Origin of the sequence: Streptomyces sp. CC224B (assembly GCF_030010595.1) — a bacterium.
GTDB classification, from domain to species: domain Bacteria; phylum Actinomycetota; class Actinomycetes; order Streptomycetales; family Streptomycetaceae; genus Streptomyces; species Streptomyces longispororuber.
Genome location: NZ_JASCXL010000023.1, coordinates 1 through 24,317, shown reverse-complemented (window position 1 = coordinate 24,317; position 24,317 = coordinate 1). Strand labels below are relative to the sequence as shown.

The window sequence follows — 24,317 nt, the reverse complement described above, 5'->3', positions numbered from 1 at the left end:
GGCCGCCGCCGCACGGGCCGCCCCCGAGCGCCGGAGTCCGCCGGGGCGCGGGAGCCTGACGGCGCGGGGCCCGGGGGGTCCGGGGACCGCTCGCGAGCCCGGGGCCCGGGTCCGGAGCGGCTACTCGCTGTGGGAGAAGAGCTTCAGCACCGGCACCCCCACCTTGTGCCGCGCCCGGGAAGCCCAGTCCCGGTGGAAGAACTCCTCCACGTAGTGGGGGTCGGTGAGCACGATGACCTCGTCCGCGCCCGCCTTATCCACCAGCTCCCGCAGCGCGTCCAGCGGGTGGTCGGAGACGAGCTTGCCCTCCGCCGCGCTGCCCGCGGCCCGCAGGGCGGCGAGCGACACCTGGAGCGCCCGCTCGCCGAAGCCGACGGCCTCGTCGCCCTCGGGCACCTCGCCCTCGCGCGCGGCCTCGTCGAAGTCGCCGAGGGCCACGTCGTCGATCGCCCGCAGCAGCCGGTCGGCCTGGTCCCCGCGCGGCTGCAGGAGCACGTGGAAGGTGACCGGCTCGTCGCCGTGCAAGGTGGTGACGAACTCCACGTCGGCGGACGTCAGGGCCTTCTCGATCATCAATACGCTGTTGAACACGACAGGCGCCCTTCTCCTCCGTGGGCCGTGGACCAGGCCCCTGCGGAAACCATCCTGCCCCGCGCCGGCGCGGGGACTGCGCACTTTAGTGTGCCCCGCCGGAGAGAAACGGAACGGCAGATTCCGGTGATTCCTATGACCGACGGTATCGGGTGAACAGGAACCCGCCCTCCTCCAGCACGGACGTCAGTGCGAATCGTTCCGGCACATGTACCCCGGGCCCGTCGGAGATACGCTGCGCCCCGCCCGCGGTGAGCATCGGGGACACCGTGAGGCACAGCTCGTCCAGCACGCCGGCCGCCACGAACTGCCCGAGCAGCCGCGGCCCGCCCTCGGTGAGCAGGCGCGTGAGCCCCCGCTCGCGCAGCTCCCGCAGGACCCGTGCGGGCTCCGCCCCGGTGCCCTCCCCGGCGATCACCACCTCGGCGCCCGCCGCGCGCGCGGCCGCCATCCGGTCCGCGGGCGCGCCGGCGCCGGTCACCAGGAGCGTGGGCGTCAGCGGTTCGGTGAACAGCGGCAGCGAGAAGTCCAGGTCGAGACCCGCGCTGAGCACGACGACCGCGGGCGCCGGCGGCTGGCCCGCGGCAGCCCGGCGCGCGGCGAAGGCCTCCCGCGCGCGGGCCGGGCGGTAGCCCTCCAGGCGCACCGTCTCGGCCCCGACCACGACCGCGTCGGCGAGGCCCCGCAACGTACCGAAGATCCGCATGTCGGTGGCGCAGGAGATGGGCTGGGAGCGGCCGTCGTGCTGGGCGGCGCCGTCCAGGGTGGAGACCATGTTGGCGCGCAGCCACACCCCGGGCACCCCGCCGCCGTCCGGCGCCCCGGAGGCGCCCTCGGCACCGGGCTCCCCGGCGGCTCCGGACCCCTTCGCGAGTTCCGGATAGGCGTACGCCTCCGCCAGCTCGTCCAGGGACCACTCGCGGTCCGTGAGCGGCTCGGCAGCGGCGGCGGAATCGGCTGTGTGGTCGATCACAGGGAACAGGCGTCGCATGCCCGGCAGTCTTCCACGGCGCCCGGACGGGCCTACAGTGGAGAACCGTGTCAGCCACCACCGCTGCCTCCGGGCAGAGCCCCATAGCCGAAGCGGCCCCCGTCAGCCTCGCCGCCCGCGAGCCGCACGTGCCCGCGGACCGCCTCGTCGCCGAGATGGTGCCGCCGCCGCGCTTCGACTCCGTCCGCTTCGACACGTACATCCCGGACCCCGGGCAGCCGAGCCAGACCGAGGCGGTGCGGGTGCTCAGCTCCTTCGCGAGCGGACTGGGCGGGGCGCACGCCTCCGGGGCGGGGAAGCGCCGCTGGTTCGGGCGCGCGAGGGCGGCCGTCCCCTCCGGCCCCCGCGGTGTCTACCTCGACGGCGGCTACGGCGTCGGCAAGACCCACCTGCTCGCCTCCCTGTGGCACGCCACCCCGGCCGAGCCCGCGCTGAAGGCGTTCGGCACGTTCGTGGAGCTGACGAACCTGGTCGGCGCCCTCGGCTTCCAGGAGACGGTGCGGACCCTCAGCGGGCACCGGCTGCTGTGCATCGACGAGTTCGAGCTGGACGACCCGGGCGACACGGTCCTGGTGTCCACGCTGCTCGGCAAGCTCGTGGACGCGGGCGTCGCGCTCGCCGCGACCTCCAACACGCTGCCCGGCAAGCTCGGCGAGGGCCGGTTCGCCGCCGCCGACTTCCTGCGCGAGATCCAGGGCCTGTCCGCGCACTTCAAGACGTTGCGCATCGACGGCGAGGACTACCGCCACCGCGGCCTGCCCGAGGCCCCGGCGCCGTACAGCGACGAGCAGGTCACCCGGGCCGCGTACGCGACCGCCGGCGCGAGCCTGGACGACTTCCCGCAGCTCCTCGGCCACCTGGCGCGGGTCCACCCGAGCCGGTACGGGGCGCTCACCGACGGCGTCTCGGCGGTCTGCCTCACCGGTGTCACGCCGGTGCCCGACCAGTCGACGGCGCTGCGCCTGGTGGTGCTGGCCGACCGCCTCTACGACCGCGAGGTGCCGGTGCTCGCCTCCGGCGCCCCCTTCGACGAGCTGTTCGGCGAGGAGATGCTGAACGGCGGCTACCGGAAGAAGTACTTCCGGGCGATTTCCCGGCTCACGGCGCTGGCCAGGGACGCCAAGGGTCTCGTTAACCCGTAGTTCGCGTGGTACACACGTGCGGGTCACGTTCCTGTCCGCCAGCAGGAGGTCGCCCCCCATGTCCGACGCGCCCCCGTCCACGTCGCCGTCCGCGCCCCCGGCCGCGCCCCCCTCGTCCCCGTCGAGACGTCAGGTCCTCGCCCGTACGGGGGCGGTGGGGGCGTCGATCGCCTTCACCGGCGCGCTGTCGGAGCTGTTCGCGGGCACGGCCGCCGCGGCCCCGCAGGGCAGGGCGGGCTACGGCCCGCTGGTGCCCGACCCCGCCGGGTTGCTCGACCTGCCCAAAGGATTCCGCTACCGGGTCCTCTCCCGCGAGGGCGAGCCGCTGCGCTCCGGCGAGGGGAAGGTGCCGGGCAACCACGACGGCATGGCCGCCTTCCGGGGCCGACGCGGCGGCGTCCACCTCGTGCGCAACCACGAGAACCGCGCCACCGCGAAGCTCGGCGTGCCGACCGTCGAGGGCCTGACGTACGACCCGGCCGCGAAGGGCGGCTGCACGGCCCTCGCGCTCGGCCGCGACGGCGGCGTGCTCGGCGAGCGCGTGGCCGTCGCGGGCACCGCCGTCAACTGCGCGGGCGGGCCCACCCCCTGGGGCACCTGGCTGACCTGCGAGGAGACCGAGGACAAGGCCGGGACGAACGGCTACACCAAGGACCACGGCTTCGTCTTCGAGGTCGACCCCGTCGACCCGCGCCGCACCGGGGCCGTGCCGCTCACCGCCCTGGGCCGCTTCCAGCACGAGGCGGTCGCGGTCGACCCCTGGCGCGGCGTGGTGTACGAGACCGAGGACGCCTTCCAGAAGCCCTTCGGCCTGTTCTACCGCTTCCTGCCCGACCGGCCCGAGGGCGGCCGGGGCTCGCTGCGCGCCGGCGGGCGGCTCCAGGCCATGCGGGTGCCCGGCGTGCCCGACCTGTCCGCGGTCCAGGAGACCGGCGCGACCTTCCACGGCGTCGAGTGGGCCGACGTGCCCGACCCGCTCGCCGTCCACACGCCCATCCGCCACCAGGACTTCGGCCCCCGGGGCATCACCCACGCGCAGAAGCTCGAAGGCTGTTACTGGGGCGGGCACTGCGTGTACTTCGTGTCCAGCTACGCGCGCAGCACGGAGGGCTCGGCGGGCGACCACTACGGCCAGGTGTGGCGCTACGACCCCGCGCGGCGCCGCCTCACCCTCGTGATCGTCTTCGGCCCGGACACCGACGTCCGGCTCCCCGGCGAGTCCCCCGACAACATCTGCCTGGGGCCGGGCGGCCTGATGGTGTGCGAGGACGGCGGCGGGACGCAGCACGTGTACGGCGTCACGCGCCGCGGCGAGGTGTACGCGATGGCGCGCAACGCACAGGCGATCACACCAGCCGCCGCGGCGGGCGGCACCCCCCAGGAGGCCGAGTACGGCGAGTTCGCGGGCGTCACCTTCTCCCCCGACCACGAGACGATGTACGTCAACTGCTACACCCCCGGGACGACGTTCGCGGTCACGGGCCCCTGGCGCCGGTAGCGACGGTGCCGCCGCCGCCCCGCCGGGCCGTGTACCGGGCGGGGCGGGACCGGGGCGGCTACGCCAGGGGCGCGAGCCGCCACAGCGAGGTGACCTCCGCGGCGCGGGCCGCGTGCAGCGGGTCGCCGGGGTCGGACGCGCGCGGGTGGCGGGGTTTCGCGTCGTGCCGGTCGACCACGCCCAGGCCCGCCGCGGCGAAGGCGCCGAGCAGGTCGTCCCGGGTCCGCAGCCCCAGGTGCTCGGCCAGGTCGGAGATGATCAGCCAGCCCTCGCCCGCGGGCTCCAGGTGGTCGGCGAGCCCCGCGAGGAACGCCTTCAGCATGGCGCTGTCCGGGTCGTACACGCCCTGCTCCACCGCGGAGGTGGGCCGGGCCGGGAGCCAGGGCGGGTTGCACACGACGAGCGCGGCGCGCCCCTCGGGGTACAGCGCGCCGCCCTCCTCGACCCGGACCCGGCCGGTGAGGCCGAGGCGCTCCACGTTGTCCCGGGCGCAGGCCAGGGCGCGGGGGCTGCTGTCGGTGGCGAGGACGCGCCCGACGCCGCGCCGGGCGAGGACCGCGGCGAGCACGCCGGTACCGGTGCCGAGGTCGAAGGCGGTGCCCTGGGGGCGCGCCGCGGGGGCGGGCAGCGGGGCGGTGGCCACCAGGTCCACGTACTCGCCCCTGACCGGTGAGAACACGCCGTAGTGCGGGTGGACGCGGGCGCCGAGGGCCGGTATCTCCACGCCCTTCTTGCGCCACTCGTGGGCGCCGATCACGCCGAGCAGCTCGCGCAGCGAGACGGCCGTGCGCCGCTCGGGCGGGCCGTACGCCTCGGTGCAGGCCTGCCGGACGTCCGGGGCGCGGCGCAGGGCGAGGCTGTGGTCCTCCTCCAGGACGACGAGGAGCATGCCGAGCACGCGGGCCCGGTGGCCGCGGGCCTGCCGGTGCCGGTGGAAGGTCTCGGCCGGGGTGGCGCCGGGCTTCGGGGTCAGCCGGTCCAGGCGCCGCCCCAGCGCCTTCAGGAGCTGGCGCGCGCCCTGGTAGTCGCCGCGCCAGAGCAGCGCGGTGCCCTCGCAGGCCAGGCGGTAGGCGACGTCGGCCTTCATACGGTCGTCGGCGACGGTGACGCGGCGGGGGGCGGGGGCGCCGCTCTCGGAGTGCCAGTGGGCGACGCGAGGGGCGCCGGGCTCCTGCCCTGCGGGCTCGGTCCAGCTGATGTCGGGCATGGGGCGGTGGGTCAGCTTCCTTCGGTACGGGGCGCCGGGCGCGCGCCTGAACGATACTCGCCGCCGCGGCGGCCGGCCCGACGCCCGAGGTCACCGCACGTCCGGCACGCATCCGGCACGGATCCGGCGCGGATCAGGCACGGGTCCGGCTCGGGTCCCCGCCGGGTCCCCGCACGGCCCCCGCGCGGGTCCCCGCATGGGAGTAACCGCTCGCCCCACTTACATGATTTACCGCATATCCGTCTATATCTCCCCCCGTGATCACTCGTATCCAGAGGTGGACGGCTCTCGGCCTCGCGACCCTCGCGCTCACCGCCTGTTCCGGCGGCACCGCCCCCGCCCCCAAGGGGACCGCCAAGCCCGCCCAGCGGCAGCCCGCCGTGCCCACGCTCGCCCCGGGTCCGCAGGGTCTGACCCCGGTCTTCGCGAGCGGACCCGGCATCCCGGGGCGCCCCGCCGTCGCGCTCACCTTCGACGCCGACATGACCGCCGACCAGGGCTCCCGGGCCGCCGCGGGGGAGCACTTCGACAACCCGGCCCTCGTGGACACCCTGCGCGAGCTGAAGGTCCCGGCGACGTTCTTCATGACGGGCCGCTGGGCCGAGGAGTACCCGGACCAGGCCCGGGCGATCGGCCGCGACAAGCTCTTCGAGGTGGCCAACCACTCGTACAGCCACTACGCCTTCACCACGGACTGCTACGGCCTGCCCCACCTCCCCGCGGACCGGGTGCGCGCCGACGTGGACCGCGCGTTCGCCGCCTTCCGCCGGGCGGGCGTCCCGCGCCCGGTCCCGTACTTCCGCTTCCCCGGCGGCTGCTACGACCAGGCCGCCCTGCGCGCCCTCGCGCCCAGCGGCGTCACGGCGGTGCAGTGGGACGTGGTGAGCGGCGACGCCTTCGCCACGGACCCGGACGCGGTGGCGCGGCAGGTCCTGGAGGGCGTGGGCCCCGGGTCGGTGGTGGTCATGCACTGCACGCGCAGCGCGGCCCCGACGACGGAGCGCGCGGTCCGGGCGATCGTGCCGGAGCTGCGCAAGCGCGGCTTCCACTTCGTCAAGGTCTCGGACCAGATCCGGGCCGCGCGAGCCCGGAGCTAGGCTGGAGCGCATGGCGGACGACGACGGTACGTACTGCGCCCCCGGCCCCGCGCCCGAGCGCGACGCGGTGACCGGCGGCGGCCCCGGGACGACGGACGAGGGCCCCTTCGCGGCGTGCGTGCTGTGCCAGGAGCCCACGGAGTACCCCGAGTCGCACAAGGGCATCACGCTGTGCCCGGTCTGCGCGTGGCAGGAAGCCCAGCGGACGGCCTGCTCGGGCTGAGGCCCGGCGACCGACCGCCGCGCGCGCCCCGCGACTCCCGACCGGCGCACGTGCCCCCCGCTCTCGTCCGGCGCACGTGCCCCCCGGCTCACGCCCGGCGCACGTGCCTCCCCGGCTCACGACCGGCGCGCGCACACCCCGCAGGCGGTGGCGACCGCCGCCACGGCCAGGGCGAGGGCCGCGGCCACCGCTCCGACCGGCAGCGGCACCACCCCGTCGCGCGAGCCGCGCGTCAGGTCGGTGAGGGCGGCCTTGGCCGGGGACCCCGTGGTCACGAGCGCGAGGAGCGCGGCGAGCAGCAGCGCGGGCACGGCGACCCCCGTGGACCGCAGCACGGGCCGGCTGGTGAGGGCGCCGACGGCCGTGCCCACCAGGGCGCTGACCAGCATCGCGAGTAGCCCCGCCACGGCGGCGGGCCCGCGCGCCACCGCCGTCTGGTGGTCGGTGCTCGCGGCGTCGCTGATGACGGCGACGGCCCCCGTGGCCGCCGCGCCGAGGACGCCCGCCGCGAGGAAGGCGGCGAGCGGACCGGCGAGGTGCGCACGGCGCGGACCGGCCGCGGCCGCCGTGCACCCGCGGGCCGCGGCGGGCTCGACGGTGACGCAGATCCGTACCAGCCACGCGGTGACGGGCAGCAGGGCCGCCGCCGCGTACGCGAGCGAGTCGAGCACGGGCTGCCCGCCCTGCACGCCGACGGCCAGGAACACCGCGTACAGGATGACGGGCGCGAGCCAGCGCTGGGAGCGCAGCAGCAGGGCCGTCCGGTAGCGCAGCAGCGCGGCCATCACCGGTCCCCCTTCTCGCCGGGGCGTACGGCCAGCACGTGCCAGGGCGGGCTCGCCGTCAGGAGTTCCCGCAGGACCAGGTCGGAGTGCAGGTCCGCGACGACCAGGCGGTAGGTGTCCGCCTCGGGGCCCGGTCCGGCCGTCCCCGGCAGGCCCGGGGGCAGCTCCGCGCCGTGCGGGCCGCGCGCCTCGACGACCACGGTCCGGCCCGTGGCCTCCGGGGCTGGGTCCGCGTCCGCCGTGCGGCGGGTCACGCGCGTCCCGGAGATCGCGTACGTCACGTCGGCGTACCCGGCGAGCCGGTGCGGGTCGTGGTCGACGAAGGCGACGGCCGACCCCGCGGCCACGCGCTCGGCGACGGCGCGGTCGAGGAGGTCGCGGGCGGCGGCGTCCAGGCCCGTCCAGGCCTCGTCGAGGACGAGCAGCTCGGGGTCGGCGAGCAGCGCCTGGGCCACGGCCACCTTCTGGCTGGTGCCCTTGGACAGCTCCGGCAGCGGCGTACCCGCGTGTCCCGCGGCGCCGAGGCGCTCCAGCCACGCGTGCGCGCGCCGGGCCGCGGCCGCGCCGGTGAGGCCGTGGACGCGGCCCATGTGCGTGAGGTAGCCGACGGCGGTGAACGGCAGGGACGGCGGGAAGCGCTCGGGGACGTACGCGGTGCGCGGGCGGCCGGTGACACGGCCCTCGGAGGGGGCGTCGATGCGGGCGAGGAGGCGCAGGAGCGTCGACTTGCCGGTGCCGTTGGCGCCCTCGACGCGGGTCAGCGTTCCGGCGCGCACGCTCAGGCTGACCTCGCGCAGCACCCAGGGGCCGCGGATGCCGTACCGGCGTCCGGCGCCGTCGAGTCGTATCGCCAGGTCGCCGTCCGCCTGCCCAGCCCGCCCTGTCAGCCCTGTCCGTGCCATGCGCCGTATCCTCGCGCACGCCCCGGGGAGACGATCATCGCCCTGGCAGAATGGGCGGGTGAGCGCTTACGAACCCCAGGCCGACAGCCCCTTCCGGACCGAGCGGGTCTCCCGTGACGAGGCCCCGCAGTTCGTGCTGCCGCTGGTGGTCCGGATGGAGCGTGCCGCTCCTCCGGCCCGTACGGACGCCCTGGAGACGGCGGCCCGGGCGGTCCTGACGCTCCTCGGCGACGAGCGCTCCCAGGGTGAGGGGGCCTGGGCGGAGGCGGTGCGGGACTGGCAGGACGCCCGTATCCGCAAGGTGGTGCGCAGGGCGCGCGGCGCCGAGTGGCGCAGGGCGGAGGCCCTCGACGGCATCACCGTCACGGGCAAGTCGGCCGAGGTGCGGGTCTACCCGCCGGTGCCTCTGGACGGCTGGCCCAAGGACCTGGCCCGCCTCCAGGTGTCGGGCACGGAGCTGGAGGACCCCGAGCCGCCGCTCGACCCGGACCCCGGCGCGCCGGTCCTGTGGCTGAACCCCGGGGTGACGATGTCGGCGGGCAAGTCCATGGCCCAGGCGGGGCACGGCGCCCAGCTCGCGTGGTGGGAGCTGGCGGAGCCGGACCGTGCGGCGTGGCGGGAGGCCGGGTTCCCCCTGTCGGTACGGACCGCTTCCCCCGCGCGGTGGCGCGAACTGGTCGCCAGCGGCCTGCCGGTGGTGCGGGACGCGGGCTTCACGGAGATCGCCCCGGGGGAGACGGTGGTGGCCGAGGGCGGCAGCCGCTTCTGCCCGCTGCCGGGCAGCCGGAGGCCGTGACCCCAGGCCCGGGCCCCCCACGCCCGGGCCGCCCCACGCCCCAGGCCACGCCAGGCCCACGGACGACGGCAGGCCCCCGTGCCCGGCGCGGTCCGGGTACCGTTCCCGCGCCCCGGGCCCACCTCGGGCCCGCCCCGGCACTCCCCCCTCCCGACGTGACTCCCGTCACAGACGCGCGCGGTCCTGAACGGCTCCCCCGTCCCTGTCGTACCTTCCCGTACCACCAAGTGGCTTGGTCAGCGGTTCTGTTGCGGCCCGGGAGGGACTTTGCGGCGCACCATGCCCATCAGGCACATCAACGGCACGGCTCTGATCATCGCGGCGCTCGTCGTCACCGCCGGCGCCCTCGCCTTCCCCGTGTGGTCGTACGCCGACCGCTCCGGGACCGGCGAGGCCAACCTCGCCGCCGGGACCGTCGCGACGCGCTGGGGGCCCCTGTCGGCCACCGACCGGGACTTCCTCGTGAAGGTGCGGCTCGCGGGGCTGTGGGAGATACCGGCGGGGCAGCAGGCCGTGGAGCGCGCGCCCACCAAGGCCGTCAAGGACGCCGGTGACCACCTCGTCGTCGGCCACACCGACCTCGACCAGCGCGTACGGGGCGTCGCCGCGCAGCTCGGCGTGGAGCTGCCCAACCAGCCCACCGAGCAGCAGAGCGGCTGGCTGCGGGAGCTGACGGAGGCGCGCGGCGAGACGTACCAGCGCAAGTTCGCGAACCTGCTGCGCGTCGCGCACGGCAAGGTGTTCGGCCTGGTCGCGCAGGTCCGCGACAGCACCCGCAACAGCCTGGTGCGGCAGCTCGCGTCGGACGCCAACCAGACCGTCCTCGACCACATCACCATGCTCGAGGGCACCGGGTACGTCGACTTCGACGCGATCGCCAACGGCAACGCCGCGACCTCCACGGCCAGCCCCACGGGCCCGCCGCCACCCGGCGGCGACCGGCCGCCGGAGCCCGCGCCCGCCGGTCCCGGCGGCGACGTCTCCGGCACCTCGCGGCCCTCCCCCGGGCCGCCCGGCACGGTCAACACCGACCGCCCCGAACCTCAAATGTAGCTCTGAACCCGCTGATCAGAAGGTTCGAGCGGCTCCGCGGTGGCGATGACCCGGACGTCGAAGGAGGATGCGAAGGCGCGTCACGAGGGAACGACGGACACGGGGGGAAGAGCCATGGTGCGGTTGGGTACGGGGATCGGCTGGCGGCCGGAGATCGCGGACGCCGTGGAGCGCATGACCGGCATCGACTGGGTCGAGGTCGTGGCCGAGAACGTCTGTCCGGGGCACCTGCCCGACTCGCTGGCGCGGCTGCGCGAGCGCGGCGTCACCGTCGTGCCGCACGGCGTCTCCCTGGGCCTCGGCGGCGCCGACCGGCCCGACGAGGCCCGGCTCGCCGCCCTCGCGGAGCGCGCCGTGGCCCTGGGCGCGCCGCTCGTCAGCGAGCACATCGCCTTCGTCCGGGCGGGCGGCCCGCTGACGGCCTCGCAGCGGCTGGAGGCCGGGCACCTGCTGCCGGTGCCGCGCACCCGGGACGCCCTCGCCGTGCTGTGCGAGAACGTCCGCGCCGCGCAGGACGCCCTGCCGGTGCCGCTCGCCGTCGAGAACATCGCCGCCCTGTTCTCCTGGCCCGGCGAGGAGATGACGGAGGGCCAGTTCCTGTACGAGCTGGTGGAGCGGACCGGCGTACGGCTGCTCATCGACGTGGCGAACCTGCACACCAACCACGTCAACCGCGGCGAGGACCCCGTCAAGGCCCTGGCCGAGCTGCCCGTGGAGGCCCTCGCGTACGTGCACGTGGCGGGCGGCTTCGAGCGGGACGGCGTCTGGCACGACAGCCACGCGCACCCGGTGCCGCCGGCCGTCCTCGACGTCCTCGCCGAGCTCGCGGCCCGCACGGCCCCGCCGGGGGTGCTCCTGGAGCGGGACGAGAACTTCCCCGAACCCGCGGAGCTGGAGCGGGAGCTGGAGCAGATCCGCACCACGGTCCGGACGGCCACCGCCGGGGCTGCGGCCGGGGGGCGCGCGGCCGCCGGGGTCGCCGCCGGTGTGTCCGTGTCCGCCGGGGTCGCCGCCAGTGCGTCCGTGTCCGCCGGGGCCGCCGCCGGGGTGCGCGAGCTCGCTGCGCCTGCCGGGGGCGGGGCTGCCGCCGGGGCCGGGGCGGGGTTGCGCGTGCCCGCCGGGGCCGGGGTGCGCGTGCCCGACGGGACCGCCGCCGCCGAGCCCGCTCGCACTACGCTCGCCGGGGTCCCGGCCCAGGCGCCCGCCCCCGCCGAGGACCGCGTGCTCCCGGCCGAGGCCGGGGTGCTCCCGCCCGTCGCGCCCGCTCCGGCCGCCGCCCGGGAGCGTGTCGCCCTCGCCCAGACGTCCCTGCTGTCGGCGCTCGTCGCCGGGACGCCCGCGCCCGAGGGGTTCGACCGGGTACGGCTCGCCGTGCAGGGCCGGGCCCTGGCCGCCAAGCGGGCGGACGTCGTGGCGAAGGTCGCCCCGGAGCTGCCGGAGATCCTCGGGGCGGCGTACCGCAAGGACTTCCTCGCCTATGCCGCGCGCCGCCCGATGACGGACGGCTACCGCCGCGAGGCGCTGGCCTTCGCCGAGCACCTGCTGCTCGCGGGCCGCCCGGAGGACGCCGACGCGCGCGGCCGCCTCACCCACTGGTGGCTCGACCGCTCGGGGCCCCGGCCCCTGGAGGGGCGGCCGGTCGCACGCTGGCTGCGGGCGGCGCGGTTCGCCCTGCGCCGGCACCACGCGCGCCGCTGAGCGGCACCACGCGCACCGCCGAGCGACGCCACGCGCACCGCTGAGCGGGACCGCCGCCCGGCGCCCCGGCCGGGGTTCCGCGCCGGGGGTGCCGCGCGGCACACGGGGGACACACAGCACACGGGGGATCAGCCATGCACCACGTTTTCCATGCCCACGCCCACGCCCATGCCCACAGCGGTCGCCTCCTGGAGACCGCCATGCCCGACGCCGCCGCCGAGGCCCTGTTGCTCTGCTACCTCGCGGCCGTCGCCGTCTCGTGCCTCGCCGTCGTGGCCGGTGTCACCGCGACCAGGCGGCGCTTCCGGCCCACCCGCCGGGACGGGCTGCGCACCACCCTGAGCAGCGTCTACGAAGTGGCCTTCCTGGCGGGCGGACCCGGCCGGGCGGTCGACGCCGCGCTCACCGCCCTGCACGAGGACGGCCGCCTGTCGGTGGCGCACCCCGGCCTCGTCGGCGTCGCGCCCGGCGCCGCGGCCCGGCACCCGGTCGAGGAGGCGGTACTCACCGCGTACGCCGCCGCGCCGCACGGCGCCCTGCACCGGCTGCGCGCCACGGCGGCGCGCGCCCCGGCCGTGCAGGCACTCGGGGACGCGCTCGCCGCCCGCGGCATGATGGTGCCGCCCGGCCCGCTGCGCGCCTGGCGGCGCCGGATCACCGCGTACCTGACGCTGTGCGTCGCGGGCGTGCCGCTCGGCCTGGTCCTCGCCTCGACGTCCTCGTTCGGGCGGTCGGGTTCCGCCTTCTCGGACCTCGACCTGGTCCTCGTGGTGCTGCTCGGCGGTGGGATCGGCGTGCTCTGCTCCCGGGTCGCCAGGGACCGGGCGACCGCGCGCGGCCGCTTCGCCCTGCGCATGTACCGCGGCCGTACCCTCCGGGAGGACCGGGGCGGCGCGCACGCGGTGGCCGTACGCGGCCTGCGGGGCGTCCAGGACACCACGCTGCGCGAGGAGTTGGCGGCCGCCCGGCGGCTGCGCCCCAGCCACCGCCCGGCCGTGTCGCACGGGTCCCGGGCGGAGCCGGACGACGGGGCCGCCTGGGACGGCGCCCCCGTCACCTGGTGCGCGGGCGAGTCCGGCTGCGGCGGCTGCGGCGTCGCAAACCGGGACGGCGAGGCGCGGACGAGCGGCAGCTGCAGCGGCGGCTCGGGGTGCAACGGCGGAGGCGGCTGCGGCTCGGGCTGCGGGGGCGGCGGGTGTGGCGGCGGAGGCGGAGGCGGCGGCGACTGACCGCCCACAGCCCGGCAGGCGGCGGCGACTGACCCCACGCCCCGGGAGGCGGTGGCGACTGACCGCCTGCACCCCGGCAGGCGGTGACGGCGACTGACCGTCCACACCCCGGCAAGTGGTGACGGCGACTGACCGCCCACCCCGGCAGGCGGCGGCGCCTGACCGCCCGCACCCCCAGGGGCGGCCCCGGCCCGCCCCTCCCCCATCCCACGGGCGCGCACGACCGCCCCGAGTCCGCCGCCCGGTACGGACGTTGACGTACTCCCCGCGGTATCGCACCGCCGCCCCACCGCCGCGCACTAACGTGCGGTGGCGCTACAGGAGGCCTCATGCGATCCCGATTCCCCCGTGGCGGCGGCCCCGACCGCGGCCCCGGTCCCTTCAACGGCGGCGGCCCCTTCAAGGGCCCCAGTCCCTTCAACGGCGGCGGACCCGTCAACCGTGGCGGACTCGCCGATCGCGGCGGACTCGCCGACCGCGGGGGACAGTTCCGCGGCAGCGGGCTCATCAGCGGCAGCGGGCTCGTCCTCGTCGCGCTCGTCGCGACGCTGGCCGCGCTGGTCTATCCCGTCTGGACGTACGAGGACCGCTCCGGCACCGGCCTCGACACGCTCGCCGCGCAGACCGTCCCCACCGCGTACGGGCCGCTGTCGGCGCTCGACCGGGACTTCGTCACCAAGGTGCGGCTCGCGGGCCTGTGGGAGCTGCCCGCCGGGCAGCAGGCCGGGCAGCGCGGCACCAGCCGGGCCGTGCACACCGCGGGCGAGCACCTCGTGGAGGGACACACCTTCCTCGACGCCCGCGTCCGCGAGGTCGCCGCCGCGCTGCGGCTCGAACTGCCCAGCCAGCCCACGGCCCAGCAGCGGCGCTGGCTGGACGAGCTGAGCGCGGCGCGCGGCGCGGCGTACGACGAGCGGTTCGCGAACGTGCTGCGGCTCGCGCACGGCAAGGTCTTCGCCGTCGTCGCCGAGGTGCGCGCCACCACCCGCAACACCCTGGTGCGGGCGCTCGCCGACGACGCGAACACCACCGTCCTCGACCACATCAAGGTCCTTGAGGCCACCGGGCTCGTCGACTTCGACCGGCTCGCCCGCGACGCCGCCACCTCCGGCCCGCGCCCCGTGACCCGCTCCCCCGCGCCTCCCGGCCCCGTGACCGGCCCGCCTCCCACCGCCGCCCCGGTGACCCCGACCCCGGCCTTCACCCTGCCGCCCGCCGCGTCCCGGCCGAGGCCCGGCCCGTAGGCCCGCCGGGGCCGGGAGTCCACATCCTGGAAACCCGGTGGCGCCGTCGCCGGGCCTTTGCCTAGAACACCGGCATGTTCTGGGTCCCGCTGCTGCTCCTCGCCTGCGCCGTCGCCGCCCTGTCCTGCGGGCGGCTCTGCCTGGCCGCCGTCCACGCCGCGGCCGCCGAGGCCAAGGGTCCGCGCCCGGCCCGCCGGCTCACGCTCTACGAGGCGGCGTTCCTGTCCGGCGGCCCCACCCGCGTGGCCGACGTGGCGCTGGTGTCGATGGCGCGGCGGCGCCGGCTGCTGCTCGCGCACACCGGCTGGGCCACGGTCGTCGACCCCGTCGGCGGGGACGAGGTGGAGCGGTCGGTGCTGGGCGCGATCGGGCCCGGCGGCCAGTCGCGGATACCGCCGGTGCGCCGGGCGACGGCCACCGCCGACGCGGTACGGGCGCTCGCCGACCGGCTCGTCGCGGCGGGGCTCGCGGTGCCGGACGGCTCCTGGTCGGGCATCGCGGGCGCGGCCCGGCAGGTGCGGGCCGCCGCAGTGGCGGTGGCCGCGCTCGGGGTGGTCGCGACGCTGCTCCCGGGCCAGGGGCAGGGGCAGGACGGGGACGTGCCGGTCGCGGTGTGGTTCGCGCTGCCGCTGTTCCTGACGCTGAGCTGCCTGGCCATCGCCCGGTTCGAGGTGCCGGTCTCGCGCTGGGCGTCGCCCGCGGGCCAGCGGCTGCTCGGCGCCCTGCCCTCGCGCGACGACCTGACGGCGGTGGCCGTGCGCGGCGTCCGCGCCCTGAGCGACCCGGCCCTGCGCGCCGCGCTCTCCCACCGGGACCCGAACCTCGACGGCTACCGCACCGCGCACGACCGGGACCGTTGACGGGCGGCTGTCCCGTCGCGCGCCGCGCACCGGACGGCGCCGTCCGACCGGCGGCTGTCCCATCCCGCCGCGCACCGGAGAGGCGCCGTCCGACCGGCGGAGACCCCGCCTCAGGCCAACGGAGTCATTGCGCCGACACCGGCCGACCGGTGCTTTACTTCGCGAGCCCCTGCCCTGAATATCCCTTTCGTCATATAAGCCGCTTTCGCTGAGGCACGTCGCGCGTCGCCCTGGCCTGAGCCGCACGACCAGCCGTATGGCAACCGCACGACCTGCCGCACGAAAGGGACACCCAGAAGCGATGAGAGCAGCCGCAGCCGCCCTGTACGGAACCGTAGGATCCCTGGTCTTGACCGCCCTCGTCGCCGCGCCCGCCGACAGCTCCCCGCGCTACGGCCACGACGAGCGCGGCACCGCCGTCGCCGCCCAGCGCGCCGCGGCCGCCGGCATCCGCTTCGGCGCCTGCCCGGCCGCGGAGGGCCTGCCGCCGTCCGTGCGCTGCGGCACGGTCTCGGTCCCGCTCGACTACACCCGCCCCGACGGCAAGCAGATCGAGCTGACCGTCAGCCGCGCCGAGGCGAGCGGCCGCGCGGGCGGGAAGCGGGTGGCGCGGCAGGGGGCGCTCGTGTTCAACCCGGGCGGCCCGGGCGCGTCCGGCATGTACTTCCCGCTGGTGCGCTCGATGCCGGAGTTCCGGCGCGTCGCGGCGGCCTACGACCTCATCGGCTACGCCCCGCGCGGCGTCGGCCGCTCGGCACCGCTGTCCTGCCAGGACCCGCGGGAGTTCGCCAAGGCGCCCTCGCAGACGTCGGTGCACCCCGACGCGGCGGAGAAGCGCGAGCGCGTCGAGCGGGCGCGGGCCTACGCGCGCGGCTGCGCCGAGCGGACCGGCCCCGCGCTGCGGCACTACACGAGCCTCAACAACGCCCGCGACCTGGACGTGCTGCGCGCCGCGCTCGGCGAGGAGAAGCTGACGTTCCTGGGCGCCTCGTACGGCACGTACTTCGGCGCGGTGTACGCGACGCTGTTCCCCTCGCACGTGCGCCGCATGGTGTTCGACTCGGCGGTCGACCCGGACCCGCACAAGATCTGGTACCGCAACAACCTGGCCCAGTCCGCCGCGTTCGAGCGCCGCTGGGCGGACTTCCGCACCTGGGTGGCCAAGCACCACGGGACGTACGGCCTGGGTACGACGCCGCAGGCCGTGCAGCAGTCGTACGACAAGGTGCGCGCGGCGGTGACCCGCGAGCCGGCGGGCGGCACGGTCGGCTCCCAGCAGTTGCACGGGGCCTTCCTCCAGGCCGGGTACTACGACGACTACTGGCCGATGCGGGCCACGGCGCTCTCGCGGTTCCTGAAGGGCGACCCCAAGCCGCTGGTCGAGCAGGCCGGGCCGAAGCCGAGCGCCGCCGGGGAGGAGGAGAACGGCAACGCCGTGTACACGGCCGTGCAGTGCAACGACGCGGCCTGGCCCACCGACTTCGGGGTGTGGGACCGGGACAACACCCACCTCGCGCGCGTGGCGCCGTTCGAGACCTGGGACAACGCCTGGATGAACCTGCCGTGCGCCTACTGGCCCGCGCCGCGGCAGCGCGCGGTGGACGTGTGGGCGCCCCCGGCCGCGCTGCCGCCGACGCTGATCCTGGCCGCCGAGCGGGACGCCGCGACGCCGTACGCGGGCGCGCGGGAGCTGCACAGGCGGCTGCACGGGTCGGTCCTGGTGACCGAGCGCGACGCGGGCACGCACGGCATCGCGGGCGGCCCGAACGCCTGCGTCAACCGGCACGTGGACACGTACCTCCTGGAGGGCCGCCTGCCCGACCGGCACGCGGAGTGCGCGCCGCACCGCGAGCCGCTGCCGCTGCGCGAGGTGCGGGCGAAGGAGCCCCGGCAGCGGGCCGGGGTGCAGCCCCGCGTGCTCTGACCCCCCGACGGACCCCGGGCCCCGGCGACACGGCGGGCGGGCGCGGCGACCGGAGACCCCGGTGCCGCGCCCGCCCGCCGCGCACGTGTCCGGGCGCCGTTACGCCAGGCCCTCCACGAGCTCCGCCACGGACTTGCGGCGGCCGGTGAAGAACGGCACCTCCTCGCGGACGTGCATCCGGGCCTCGGAGGCGCGCAGGTGGCGCATGAGGTCGACGATGCGGTACAGCTCGTCGGCCTCGAAGGCGAGCAGCCACTCGTAGTCGCCGAGGGAGAACGAGGCGACCGTGTTGGCGCGCACGTCGGGGTAGCCACGGGCCATCTTGCCGTGGTCGGCGAGCATGCGGCGGCGGTCCTCGTCGGGCAGCAGGTACCACTCGTAGGAGCGCACGAAGGGGTAGACGCTCACGTAGTCGCGAGGCGTCTCGTCGGCGAGGAACGCCGGGATGTGCGACTTGTTGAACTCGGCGGGCCGGTGCAGGGCCATGTTCGACCAGACCGGCTCGAGGGCGCGGCCGAGCCTGGTGCGGCGGAAGAGGTTGTACGCCGTCTGGAGCTGGTCGCTCGTCTCGGCGTGCCACCAGATCAGCACGTCGGCGTCGGCGCGCAGGCCGGAGACGTCGTAGGTGCCGCGGACGGTGACGTCCTGGGCGGCGAGCTTGTCGAACAGCTCCTGGACCTCGTCCGCGTACCCGGCGCGGTCCTCGGGCAGGACGTCGCGCAGCTTGAAGACGGACCACAGGGTGTAGCGGATGACCTCGTTGAGGTCCTTGGCCTTCTTGCCGGCGTGGGGGATCTTGGCGGGGGCGTCGTCACTCATGCGGCTATTGTCCCGCGCCCCCGTGGAGGCTCTGCACCGGGTGGGCGGTCAGCGCCTCCTCCCCGGCGCCGTCCCCGCCGAGCCGGTCGACGGCCGCGTACGCGCTCGCGACGCAGGCGGGGATGCCGACGCCGTCGTACGCCGCCCCGCACACGGCGAGGCCGGGCAGGCGGCCCACGTGGGCGCGGATCCGGGCCACGCGCGCGTGGTGGCCTACGGGGTACTGGGGCAGGCCGTCGTGCCAGCGGGTGACGCGGGTGGCGACGGGCTCCGCGGTCAGGCCGACCGCGGCACGCAGGTCGGCGCGGGAGACGTCGATCAGCTCGCTGTCGTCCCGCTCCAGCTCCTTCTCCTCGCCGTGGCGCCCCACCGAGGTGCGCAGCACCAGCAGATCGGGGTTCTCCTCGGCGATCCAGCCCCACTTCTGGGAGGCGAACGTGGACGCCTTGATCGTGTGGCCGTCGACGGGTGGCACGAGGAAGCCGCTGCCCTCGGGCAGCTCCACGTCGGCGCGGCGGTAGGCGAGCGTCATCAGCGCCATGGAGGCGTACGCGACGGAGCGCAGCTCGGCGGCGGCGCCCGGGGCCACCTCGGCGAGCAGGCGGGCGGCGTCCGGGGCGGGCACGGCCAGGACCAGCGCGTCGGCCGTCAGGGTCCGGTCCTTCGCGTAGACCTGCCAGCCGGCCGCGGTCCGGCGCACCTCGTCCACGGGGTGGCCGAGGAGGATGTGGCCGCCGCGCGCGCGGACCGCGTCGGCGACGGCGAGCGGCAGCCGGCCCACGCCGCCCTCGATGCCCATGAAGACCGGCCCGGTCTGCTGCCGCGCGGCCGCCTTGCGCTGGATGTCGCGGACGCCGTCGAGCAGCGAGGCGTGGCTGCGCGCGGCCTCGTAGAGCTGCGGCACGGCCATGCGCAGCGAGAGCTCGTACGCGTCCCCGGCGTAGACCCCGCCGAGCAGCGGCTCGACGAGGCGGTCGACGACCTCGCGGCCGACGCGCGCGGCCACGTACCGGCCGACGGCGACGTCCTCGCCGACCTCCGTGGGCGGCAGCTCCGCGTCCTGGGCGACGCGGCGCAGGCCGTCGTCGGACAGCACCCCGGCGAGCACCGAGGGGTCGCCGGGCACGCCCATGACGTGGCCCTTCGGCATGGGCCGCAGCGTGCCGCGGGTCCACAGGGAGGCGCTCGCGGTGGCGGGTGCCTGGAGCGCGTCGGCGAGTCCGGCCTCCCGGGCGAGCGCGACCGCCTCGGGGCGGCGGGCCAGCATCGACTCGGCGCCGAGGTCGACGCGGACGCCCTCGATCTCGCCGGGGAGCAGCTTGCCGCCCACGCGGTCGGAGGCCTCCAGGACGGTCACCTCGGCGCCGGTGGCGAGGGCCCGGTGCGCGGCGGCGAGGCCGGCGATGCCGCCGCCCACGACCACGACGTGAGCCTTGTGTCCGGTGTGTGTCCGACCCGTGCCGGTGTCCGCTGCGCGCATGCCTCCCACTGTCTCAGACGGCCTCGTACGCCCCGCGGGGCCCCGGCCGTGACCGGACCGCGACCGCTTCGACACCGTCCGGTGCCCCGCGGCACCGAACGTCCTGGCCACGTCCGCCGTCGTAGGGGCACGGGCACGACGACCTCGGGGGTGGACCATGCACGCGCACAGCACAGACAGCGCAGGCGGCACAGACGGCACGGGCAGCACGGGCAGTTCAGGCGGCGCGCGGCGGGCGCGGGGCGTCCGCGCCCTGGCCGTGGCGCTGCTCGCGGGCTCCCTCGCGCTCGCGGGCTGCTCGGGAGGCGGCGACGACGGGAAGGCGGCGGGCGCCGCGGCCCGGCCCGAGCGGGACGGCGGGGACGGCGCCGCGCACGCCGGCGGCGACGAGGCGGCGCCCGGCGGCAAGAAGGCGGCGCCCGGCAGGGGCCAGGAGGGGCGGGGCGCTCGGCGGCCCGGGGAGTTCCGCCCGACGGGCCCGCACGTCATCCGCACCGTGTCGCTGACCGTGCGGGTCAAGGACGTGCCCAGGGCGCTGGAGCGGGCCCGCGCGGCGGCCGAGGCGGCGGACGGCCTGGTCGGCGACGAGACCACGGACCGCGACGGGCACGGCAAGGAGCGCTCGCGCCTGGTGCTGCGCGTCCCCCAGGCGCGGTACGCGCAGGTCCTGTCCGACCTGGAGGGCGCGGGCAGGCTCGTGTCGCGCACCGCCAAGGCCGAGGACGTCACGGCGGAGGTCGTGGACGTCGGGAGCCGGATCCGGACGCAGCGGGCGAGCGTGGCGCGGGTGCGGGAGCTGATGGACAGGGCCTCGAAGATCAGCGACATCGTGTCCCTGGAGGGCGAGCTGAGCACCCGTCAGGCGGACCTGGAGGCGCTGCTGGCCCGGCAGGCCTCGCTCAAGGACCGCACGGCGCTCGCCACGATCACGCTGACGCTCACCGAGTCCCCGCCCGCGCGGGCCGGCGGCGGGGACGACGACCCGACGGTCGTCGCCGCCCTCGCGGGCGGCTGGGACGCGTTCGTGACGATGCTGCGCTGGGTGGCGGTGGCCCTGGGCGCGGCCCTGCCCTTCCTGGCCGGCGCGGCGCTGCTCGGGGCGGCGTGGCTGCGGTGGGGCCGGGGGCGGGCGCCGCGGCCCGTGCCGGCGGAGCCCGCGGCGTCCGGGGCACCCGGGACCCCGGACGGCAGGTGACGCGACGCATCGTCGCAGCGGGGGTACGCGCTCCCGCGGGCGCCCCGGCGGGACCCCACGGCACCCCCCGCGACCGGCCACGTAGCGTGGGCGCATGAGCGAGAGACTGGTGGTCATCGGCGGTGACGCGGCGGGCATGTCCGCGGCGTCACAGGCGCGCAGGCTCAGGAAGCCCGAGGAGCTGGAGATCGTCGCGTTCGAGCGCGGCTCCTTCTCCTCGTACTCGGCCTGCGGCATCCCGTACTGGGTGAGCGGCGCGGTCCCCGAACGCGACGACCTGATCGCGCGGACGCCCGAGGAGCACCGGGCGCGGGACATCGACCTGCGGATGCGGACGGAGGTCACGGAGATCGACCCGGCCGGGCGGCGGGTGCGCGCCCGCGACCTCGACTCGGGCGCCGAGGACTGGACGGCGTACGACAAGCTCGTCATCGCCACCGGCGCGCGCCCGCTGCGGCCGCCGCTGCCCGGCATCGACGCGCCGGGCGTGCACGGGGTGCAGAACCTCGGCGACGGCCAGGCCCTGCTCGACACCCTGGAGGCCACCGAGGGGCGCCGGGCGGTGGTGGTCGGGGCCGGGTACATCGGCCTGGAGATGGCCGAGGCGCTGCTGCGCCGCGGCTACGAGGTCACGGTCGTCAACCGCGGCGAGCAGCCGATGTCCACCCTCGACCCGGACATGGGGCGCCTGGTCGACGAGGCGATGTCCGGCATGGGCGTCACGATGGTGAACGACACCGAGGTCACCGCGGTCCTCACCGGCGCGGACGGCAGGGTCCGGGCGGTGGCCACAAAGGACGCCGAGTTCCCGGCGGACGTGGTGGTGCTGGGCATCGGTGTGGAGCCGGAGACGGAGCTGGCCCGCGCCGCGGGCCTGCCCGTCGGCGAGCACGGAGGGCTGCTCACGGACCTGTCGATGCGGGTACGGGGTCCCGTCGCGGACGGCGCGATCTGGGCGGGCGGCGACTGCGTGGAGGTGCTCGACCTGGTCTGGGGCCGGGAGCGGCACATCGCCCTCGGCACGCACGCCAACAAGCACGGGCAGGTCATCGGCGCCAACGTGGGCGGCGGCTATGCGACGTTCCCCGGCGTCGTCGGCACGGCCGTGAGCAAGGTGTGCGACCTGGAGATCGCGCGCACCGGGCTGCGGGAGAAGGACGCGCGGGCGGCGGGCCTGCAGTACGTGACGGTGACGATCGAGTCGACGAGCCGCGCCGGGTACTACCCCGGGGCGGCGCCGATGACGGTGAAGATGCTCGCGGAGCGGCGTACCGGGCGGCTGCTCGGTACGCAGATCGTGGGGCGCGAGGGGGCCGGCAAGCGCGTCGACGTGGCGGCGGTGGCCCTGACGGCCGGGATGACGGTCGAGCAGATGACGGCGCTCGACCTCGGCTACGCGCCCCCGTACTCCCCGGTGTGGGACCCGGTCCTGGTCGCGGCCCGCAAGGCGACGGCCGCGCTGCGCGAGTCCTGAGCGGACGGCCCGTCCCGGCCGCCGTACCCGTCCCGGCCGCGGCGGCCGGGACGGGTGGGGGTCAGACGGCGGTGCGCGTGTGCACGTACTCCACGAGCCGGGTCAGCGCGTCCGGGTCCGTGGTCGGGAGCACGCCGTGGCCGAGGTTGAAGACGTGGCCCTCCAGCCCGGCGGCCGCCGCCAGGACCTCGTCCGTCTTCGCCTCGACGGCCTCGCGCGGGGCGAACAGCACGGCCGGGTCCAGGTTGCCCTGGAGGGCCTTGCCCGGACCGACGCGGTGGACCGCCTCGTCGAGCGGCACCCGCCAGTCGACGCCGACCACGTCGGCCCCGGCCTCGCCGAGGATGCCGAGCAGTTCGCCGGTGCCCACGCCGAAGTGGATGCGCGGCACGCCGTACGGCGCCACGGCGTCGAAGACCTTCCGCGACGCGGGCAGCACCGAGCGCCGGTAGTCGGCGGGCGCGAGGGCGCCCACCCAGGAGTCGAAGAGCTGGACGGCCGAGGCGCCCGCCTCGATCTGCACCTTCAGGAAGGCGCTGGTGATCTCCGCGAGCCGGTCGAGGAGGTCGGCCCAGAGCTGCGGGTCGCCGTACATGAGCGCCTTGGTGTGCTCGTGGTTGCGGCTCGGTCCGCCCTCGACGAGGTAGCTCGCGAGGGTGAACGGGGCGCCGGCGAATCCGATGAGCGGCGTCGCGCCCAGCTCGGCGGTGAGCATGCCGATGGCCTCGGTGACGTACGCGACGTCGTCCGGCGTGAGGTCGCGCAGCTGCGCCAGGTCGGCGCGCGAGCGGATGGGCCGCTCGACGACGGGGCCGATGCCCGGCTTGATGTCGAGGTCGACGCCGATGGCCTTCAGTGGCACGACGATGTCGCTGAAGTAGATGGCGGCGTCCACGCCGTGGCGGCGCACCGGCTGGAGCGTGATCTCCGTGACCAGGTCCGGCCGCATGCAGGACTCCAGCATGGCCGTGCCCTCACGGACCTTGCGGTACTCCGGCAGCGAGCGCCCGGCCTGCCGCATGAACCACACGGGCGTGTGCGGCACCGGCTCACGCCGGCACGCCTTCAGGAAGGCGGAGTCGTACGGAGCTGCGGGCTGCTGGCCGGTGGCCTCGTCATTGACACTCACCCGGAAAGTCTCGCATGGCGCGTCCGGTGACCGGGCAGCCGTCCCGCGTTCGCGCGGGCGCACCGGCCCGCGACGGCCGGTGCGGGCGCGGGACACCCCGCCGCGCAGCCGCCGGGTGCCTGCGCGAAGCCGCTGTTCCCCTTAATCTTCCCCGCATGGCTGCGGCTCAGGGACAACGGTCGGACGGCGCTGGCGAGATGGACGACGGGCAGGAGGTGGCGGACACGGCACCGCTGCCCTTTCGCGCCGCGGTCGAGGCGCTGCGGGGGGCACGGCTGCGGCCGCAGATCGAGGTCGACCCGACGCGCCCGCCGCGGCGGCTCGCGCCGTACGCGTACGCCCTGGAGGCGGCCGGCGTCGACGACGGCGAGGACCTGGCCGACGGGCGGCTCGTCCTGCTGCACGACCCGGCCGGGCACGACGCCTGGAAGGGCACCTTCCGGCTGGTGACGCTGGTGCGGGCGGAGCTGGAGCCGGAGATGGCGGCCGATCCGCTGCTGCCCGAGGTGTGCTGGTCCTGGCTGACCGGGGCGCTCCAGGGGCGGGGCCTGGCGTGCGGGGAGCCGAGCGGGACGGTCACCCGGGCCGGGTCGCACTACTTCGGCGGGCTCGCCGAGCGGCCGCCCGCCTCCCAGATCGAGATCCGCGCCTCGTGGACGCCGCGCGAGGGCGCGGGGGGCGTGCCCGACGCGGGGGCGCACCTCGCGGCGTGGTGCGACCTGCTGGGCCAGGTCGCGGGGCTGCCGCCCGCCGGGCCCGCGGACGGCTCGGTGGTGACGCTGCCGCAGCGCCGGGGCCCGCGCGCGGACTGAGCCCGGGCGCGGACCGACGGAGCCGCGGCGCGGGACCCGGCCGCGCTCCGGCGCGGGGCGCTGGGGGGGCGGCGCGGGCCGGGGTAACCCGGCGCGCGGCGGAGCCCGGCCCCCGCGGGGGGGGCCCGGCAGGGGAGAGGGCACGTGGGATCTGCAGGGACCAGTCGG

22 protein-coding genes are annotated in these 24,317 nt (G+C 76.6%); 14 read left to right on the top strand and 8 right to left on the bottom strand.

What is annotated here, in order from left to right; all coding sequences use genetic code 11:
* Window positions 1–120 precede the first annotated feature (120 nt).
* A complete protein-coding gene (locus QK440_RS11745; protein WP_282792992.1) occupies window positions 121–591 on the bottom strand; it encodes an indole-3-glycerol phosphate synthase in 471 nt (156 codons plus the stop codon).
* A gap of 133 nt (window positions 592–724) precedes the next feature.
* A complete protein-coding gene (locus QK440_RS11740) occupies window positions 725–1,582 on the bottom strand; it encodes a pyrimidine reductase family protein (RefSeq protein ID WP_282792991.1) in 858 nt (285 codons plus the stop codon).
* 47 nt (window positions 1,583–1,629) lie between these two features.
* Here QK440_RS11740 and zapE point away from each other — a divergent pair, with 47 nt between their 5' ends.
* Both zapE and QK440_RS11730 read left to right on the top strand, forming a co-directional pair.
* The gene (zapE, locus tag QK440_RS11735) at window positions 1,630–2,724 is read left to right on the top strand and encodes a cell division protein ZapE (RefSeq protein WP_282792990.1); all 1,095 of its coding nucleotides are present in this window, start codon (window positions 1,630–1,632) and stop codon (window positions 2,722–2,724) included.
* 58 nt (window positions 2,725–2,782) lie between these two features.
* Window positions 2,783–4,222: an alkaline phosphatase PhoX gene (locus QK440_RS11730; RefSeq protein ID WP_282792989.1), complete on the top strand. Its 1,440-nt coding sequence runs from the start codon at window positions 2,783–2,785 to the stop codon at window positions 4,220–4,222.
* A gap of 58 nt (window positions 4,223–4,280) precedes the next feature.
* Here the strand turns inward: QK440_RS11730 and QK440_RS11725 are convergent, their stop codons facing one another.
* Window positions 4,281–5,429, bottom strand: coding sequence for a class I SAM-dependent methyltransferase (locus QK440_RS11725; RefSeq protein WP_282792988.1), 1,149 nt, complete (start codon window positions 5,427–5,429; stop codon window positions 4,281–4,283).
* Window positions 5,430–5,686: 257 nt separating this feature from the next.
* Between QK440_RS11725 and QK440_RS11720 the strand changes: the two genes are divergently transcribed.
* Together QK440_RS11720 and QK440_RS11715 are read left to right on the top strand one after the other, a co-directional pair.
* Window positions 5,687–6,526, top strand: coding sequence for a polysaccharide deacetylase family protein (locus QK440_RS11720; RefSeq protein ID WP_282792987.1), 840 nt, complete (start codon window positions 5,687–5,689; stop codon window positions 6,524–6,526).
* 10 nt (window positions 6,527–6,536) lie between these two features.
* Window positions 6,537–6,749, top strand: a complete 213-nt coding sequence (locus QK440_RS11715; RefSeq protein WP_282792986.1) for a hypothetical protein — start codon at window positions 6,537–6,539, stop codon at window positions 6,747–6,749.
* Window positions 6,750–6,865: 116 nt separating this feature from the next.
* Here the strand turns inward: QK440_RS11715 and QK440_RS11710 are convergent, their stop codons facing one another.
* Both QK440_RS11710 and QK440_RS11705 read right to left on the bottom strand, forming a co-directional pair.
* On the bottom strand, window positions 6,866–7,534 hold the full coding sequence (locus QK440_RS11710; RefSeq protein ID WP_282792985.1) for an ABC transporter: 669 nt from the start codon (window positions 7,532–7,534) through the stop codon (window positions 6,866–6,868).
* On the bottom strand, window positions 7,534–8,436 hold the full coding sequence (locus QK440_RS11705; RefSeq protein WP_282792984.1) for an ATP-binding cassette domain-containing protein: 903 nt from the start codon (window positions 8,434–8,436) through the stop codon (window positions 7,534–7,536). The genes QK440_RS11710 and QK440_RS11705 overlap by 1 nt, the downstream gene beginning before the upstream one ends.
* A 58-nt stretch (window positions 8,437–8,494) precedes the next feature.
* On the opposite strand from QK440_RS11705, the gene QK440_RS11700 reads away from it, so the two are divergent.
* The 7 genes from QK440_RS11700 (at window position 8,495) to QK440_RS11670 (ending at window position 17,240) form a co-directional block, all read left to right on the top strand.
* The gene (locus QK440_RS11700; RefSeq protein WP_282792983.1) at window positions 8,495–9,232 is read left to right on the top strand and encodes a peptidyl-tRNA hydrolase; all 738 of its coding nucleotides are present in this window, start codon (window positions 8,495–8,497) and stop codon (window positions 9,230–9,232) included.
* A 285-nt stretch (window positions 9,233–9,517) separates the two neighbouring features.
* Window positions 9,518–10,285, top strand: coding sequence for a DUF4142 domain-containing protein (locus QK440_RS11695; protein ID WP_282793048.1), 768 nt, complete (start codon window positions 9,518–9,520; stop codon window positions 10,283–10,285).
* Between the two features lie 114 nt (window positions 10,286–10,399).
* Window positions 10,400–11,983 carry a DUF692 domain-containing protein gene (locus QK440_RS11690; protein ID WP_282792982.1) on the top strand — a complete coding sequence of 528 codons (1,584 nt, stop codon included), beginning with the start codon at window positions 10,400–10,402 and terminating at the stop codon, window positions 11,981–11,983.
* A gap of 134 nt (window positions 11,984–12,117) precedes the next feature.
* Complete coding sequence (locus QK440_RS11685) at window positions 12,118–13,212, top strand: TIGR04222 domain-containing membrane protein (protein WP_282792981.1); 1,095 nt, start codon at window positions 12,118–12,120, stop codon at window positions 13,210–13,212.
* Window positions 13,213–13,541: 329 nt separating this feature from the next.
* Window positions 13,542–14,456 carry a DUF4142 domain-containing protein gene (locus tag QK440_RS11680; RefSeq protein ID WP_282792980.1) on the top strand — a complete coding sequence of 305 codons (915 nt, stop codon included), beginning with the start codon at window positions 13,542–13,544 and terminating at the stop codon, window positions 14,454–14,456.
* 74 nt (window positions 14,457–14,530) lie between these two features.
* Window positions 14,531–15,316, top strand: a complete 786-nt coding sequence (locus QK440_RS11675; protein ID WP_282792979.1) for a TIGR04222 domain-containing membrane protein — start codon at window positions 14,531–14,533, stop codon at window positions 15,314–15,316.
* Window positions 15,317–15,617: 301 nt separating this feature from the next.
* Window positions 15,618–17,240, top strand: coding sequence for an alpha/beta hydrolase (locus tag QK440_RS11670; protein WP_282792978.1), 1,623 nt, complete (start codon window positions 15,618–15,620; stop codon window positions 17,238–17,240).
* 99 nt (window positions 17,241–17,339) lie between these two features.
* Here QK440_RS11670 and hemQ read toward each other — a convergent pair whose 3' ends face one another.
* Both hemQ and hemG read right to left on the bottom strand, forming a co-directional pair.
* A complete protein-coding gene (hemQ, locus tag QK440_RS11665) occupies window positions 17,340–18,059 on the bottom strand; it encodes a hydrogen peroxide-dependent heme synthase (protein ID WP_282792977.1) in 720 nt (239 codons plus the stop codon).
* Between the two features lie 4 nt (window positions 18,060–18,063).
* Window positions 18,064–19,539 carry a protoporphyrinogen oxidase gene (gene hemG, locus QK440_RS11660; protein WP_282792976.1) on the bottom strand — a complete coding sequence of 492 codons (1,476 nt, stop codon included), beginning with the start codon at window positions 19,537–19,539 and terminating at the stop codon, window positions 18,064–18,066.
* 157 nt (window positions 19,540–19,696) lie between these two features.
* Here hemG and QK440_RS11655 point away from each other — a divergent pair, with 157 nt between their 5' ends.
* On the top strand, window positions 19,697–20,734 hold the full coding sequence (locus QK440_RS11655) for a DUF4349 domain-containing protein (RefSeq protein WP_282792975.1): 1,038 nt from the start codon (window positions 19,697–19,699) through the stop codon (window positions 20,732–20,734).
* A gap of 94 nt (window positions 20,735–20,828) precedes the next feature.
* Complete coding sequence (locus QK440_RS11650) at window positions 20,829–22,208, top strand: FAD-dependent oxidoreductase (protein ID WP_282792974.1); 1,380 nt, start codon at window positions 20,829–20,831, stop codon at window positions 22,206–22,208.
* Window positions 22,209–22,269: 61 nt separating this feature from the next.
* Here the strand turns inward: QK440_RS11650 and hemE are convergent, their stop codons facing one another.
* A complete protein-coding gene (gene hemE / locus QK440_RS11645; protein ID WP_282792973.1) occupies window positions 22,270–23,337 on the bottom strand; it encodes a uroporphyrinogen decarboxylase in 1,068 nt (355 codons plus the stop codon).
* Between the two features lie 155 nt (window positions 23,338–23,492).
* Here hemE and QK440_RS11640 point away from each other — a divergent pair, with 155 nt between their 5' ends.
* The gene (locus QK440_RS11640; protein ID WP_282792972.1) at window positions 23,493–24,149 is read left to right on the top strand and encodes a DUF3000 domain-containing protein; all 657 of its coding nucleotides are present in this window, start codon (window positions 23,493–23,495) and stop codon (window positions 24,147–24,149) included.
* Window positions 24,150–24,317 lie beyond the last annotated feature (168 nt).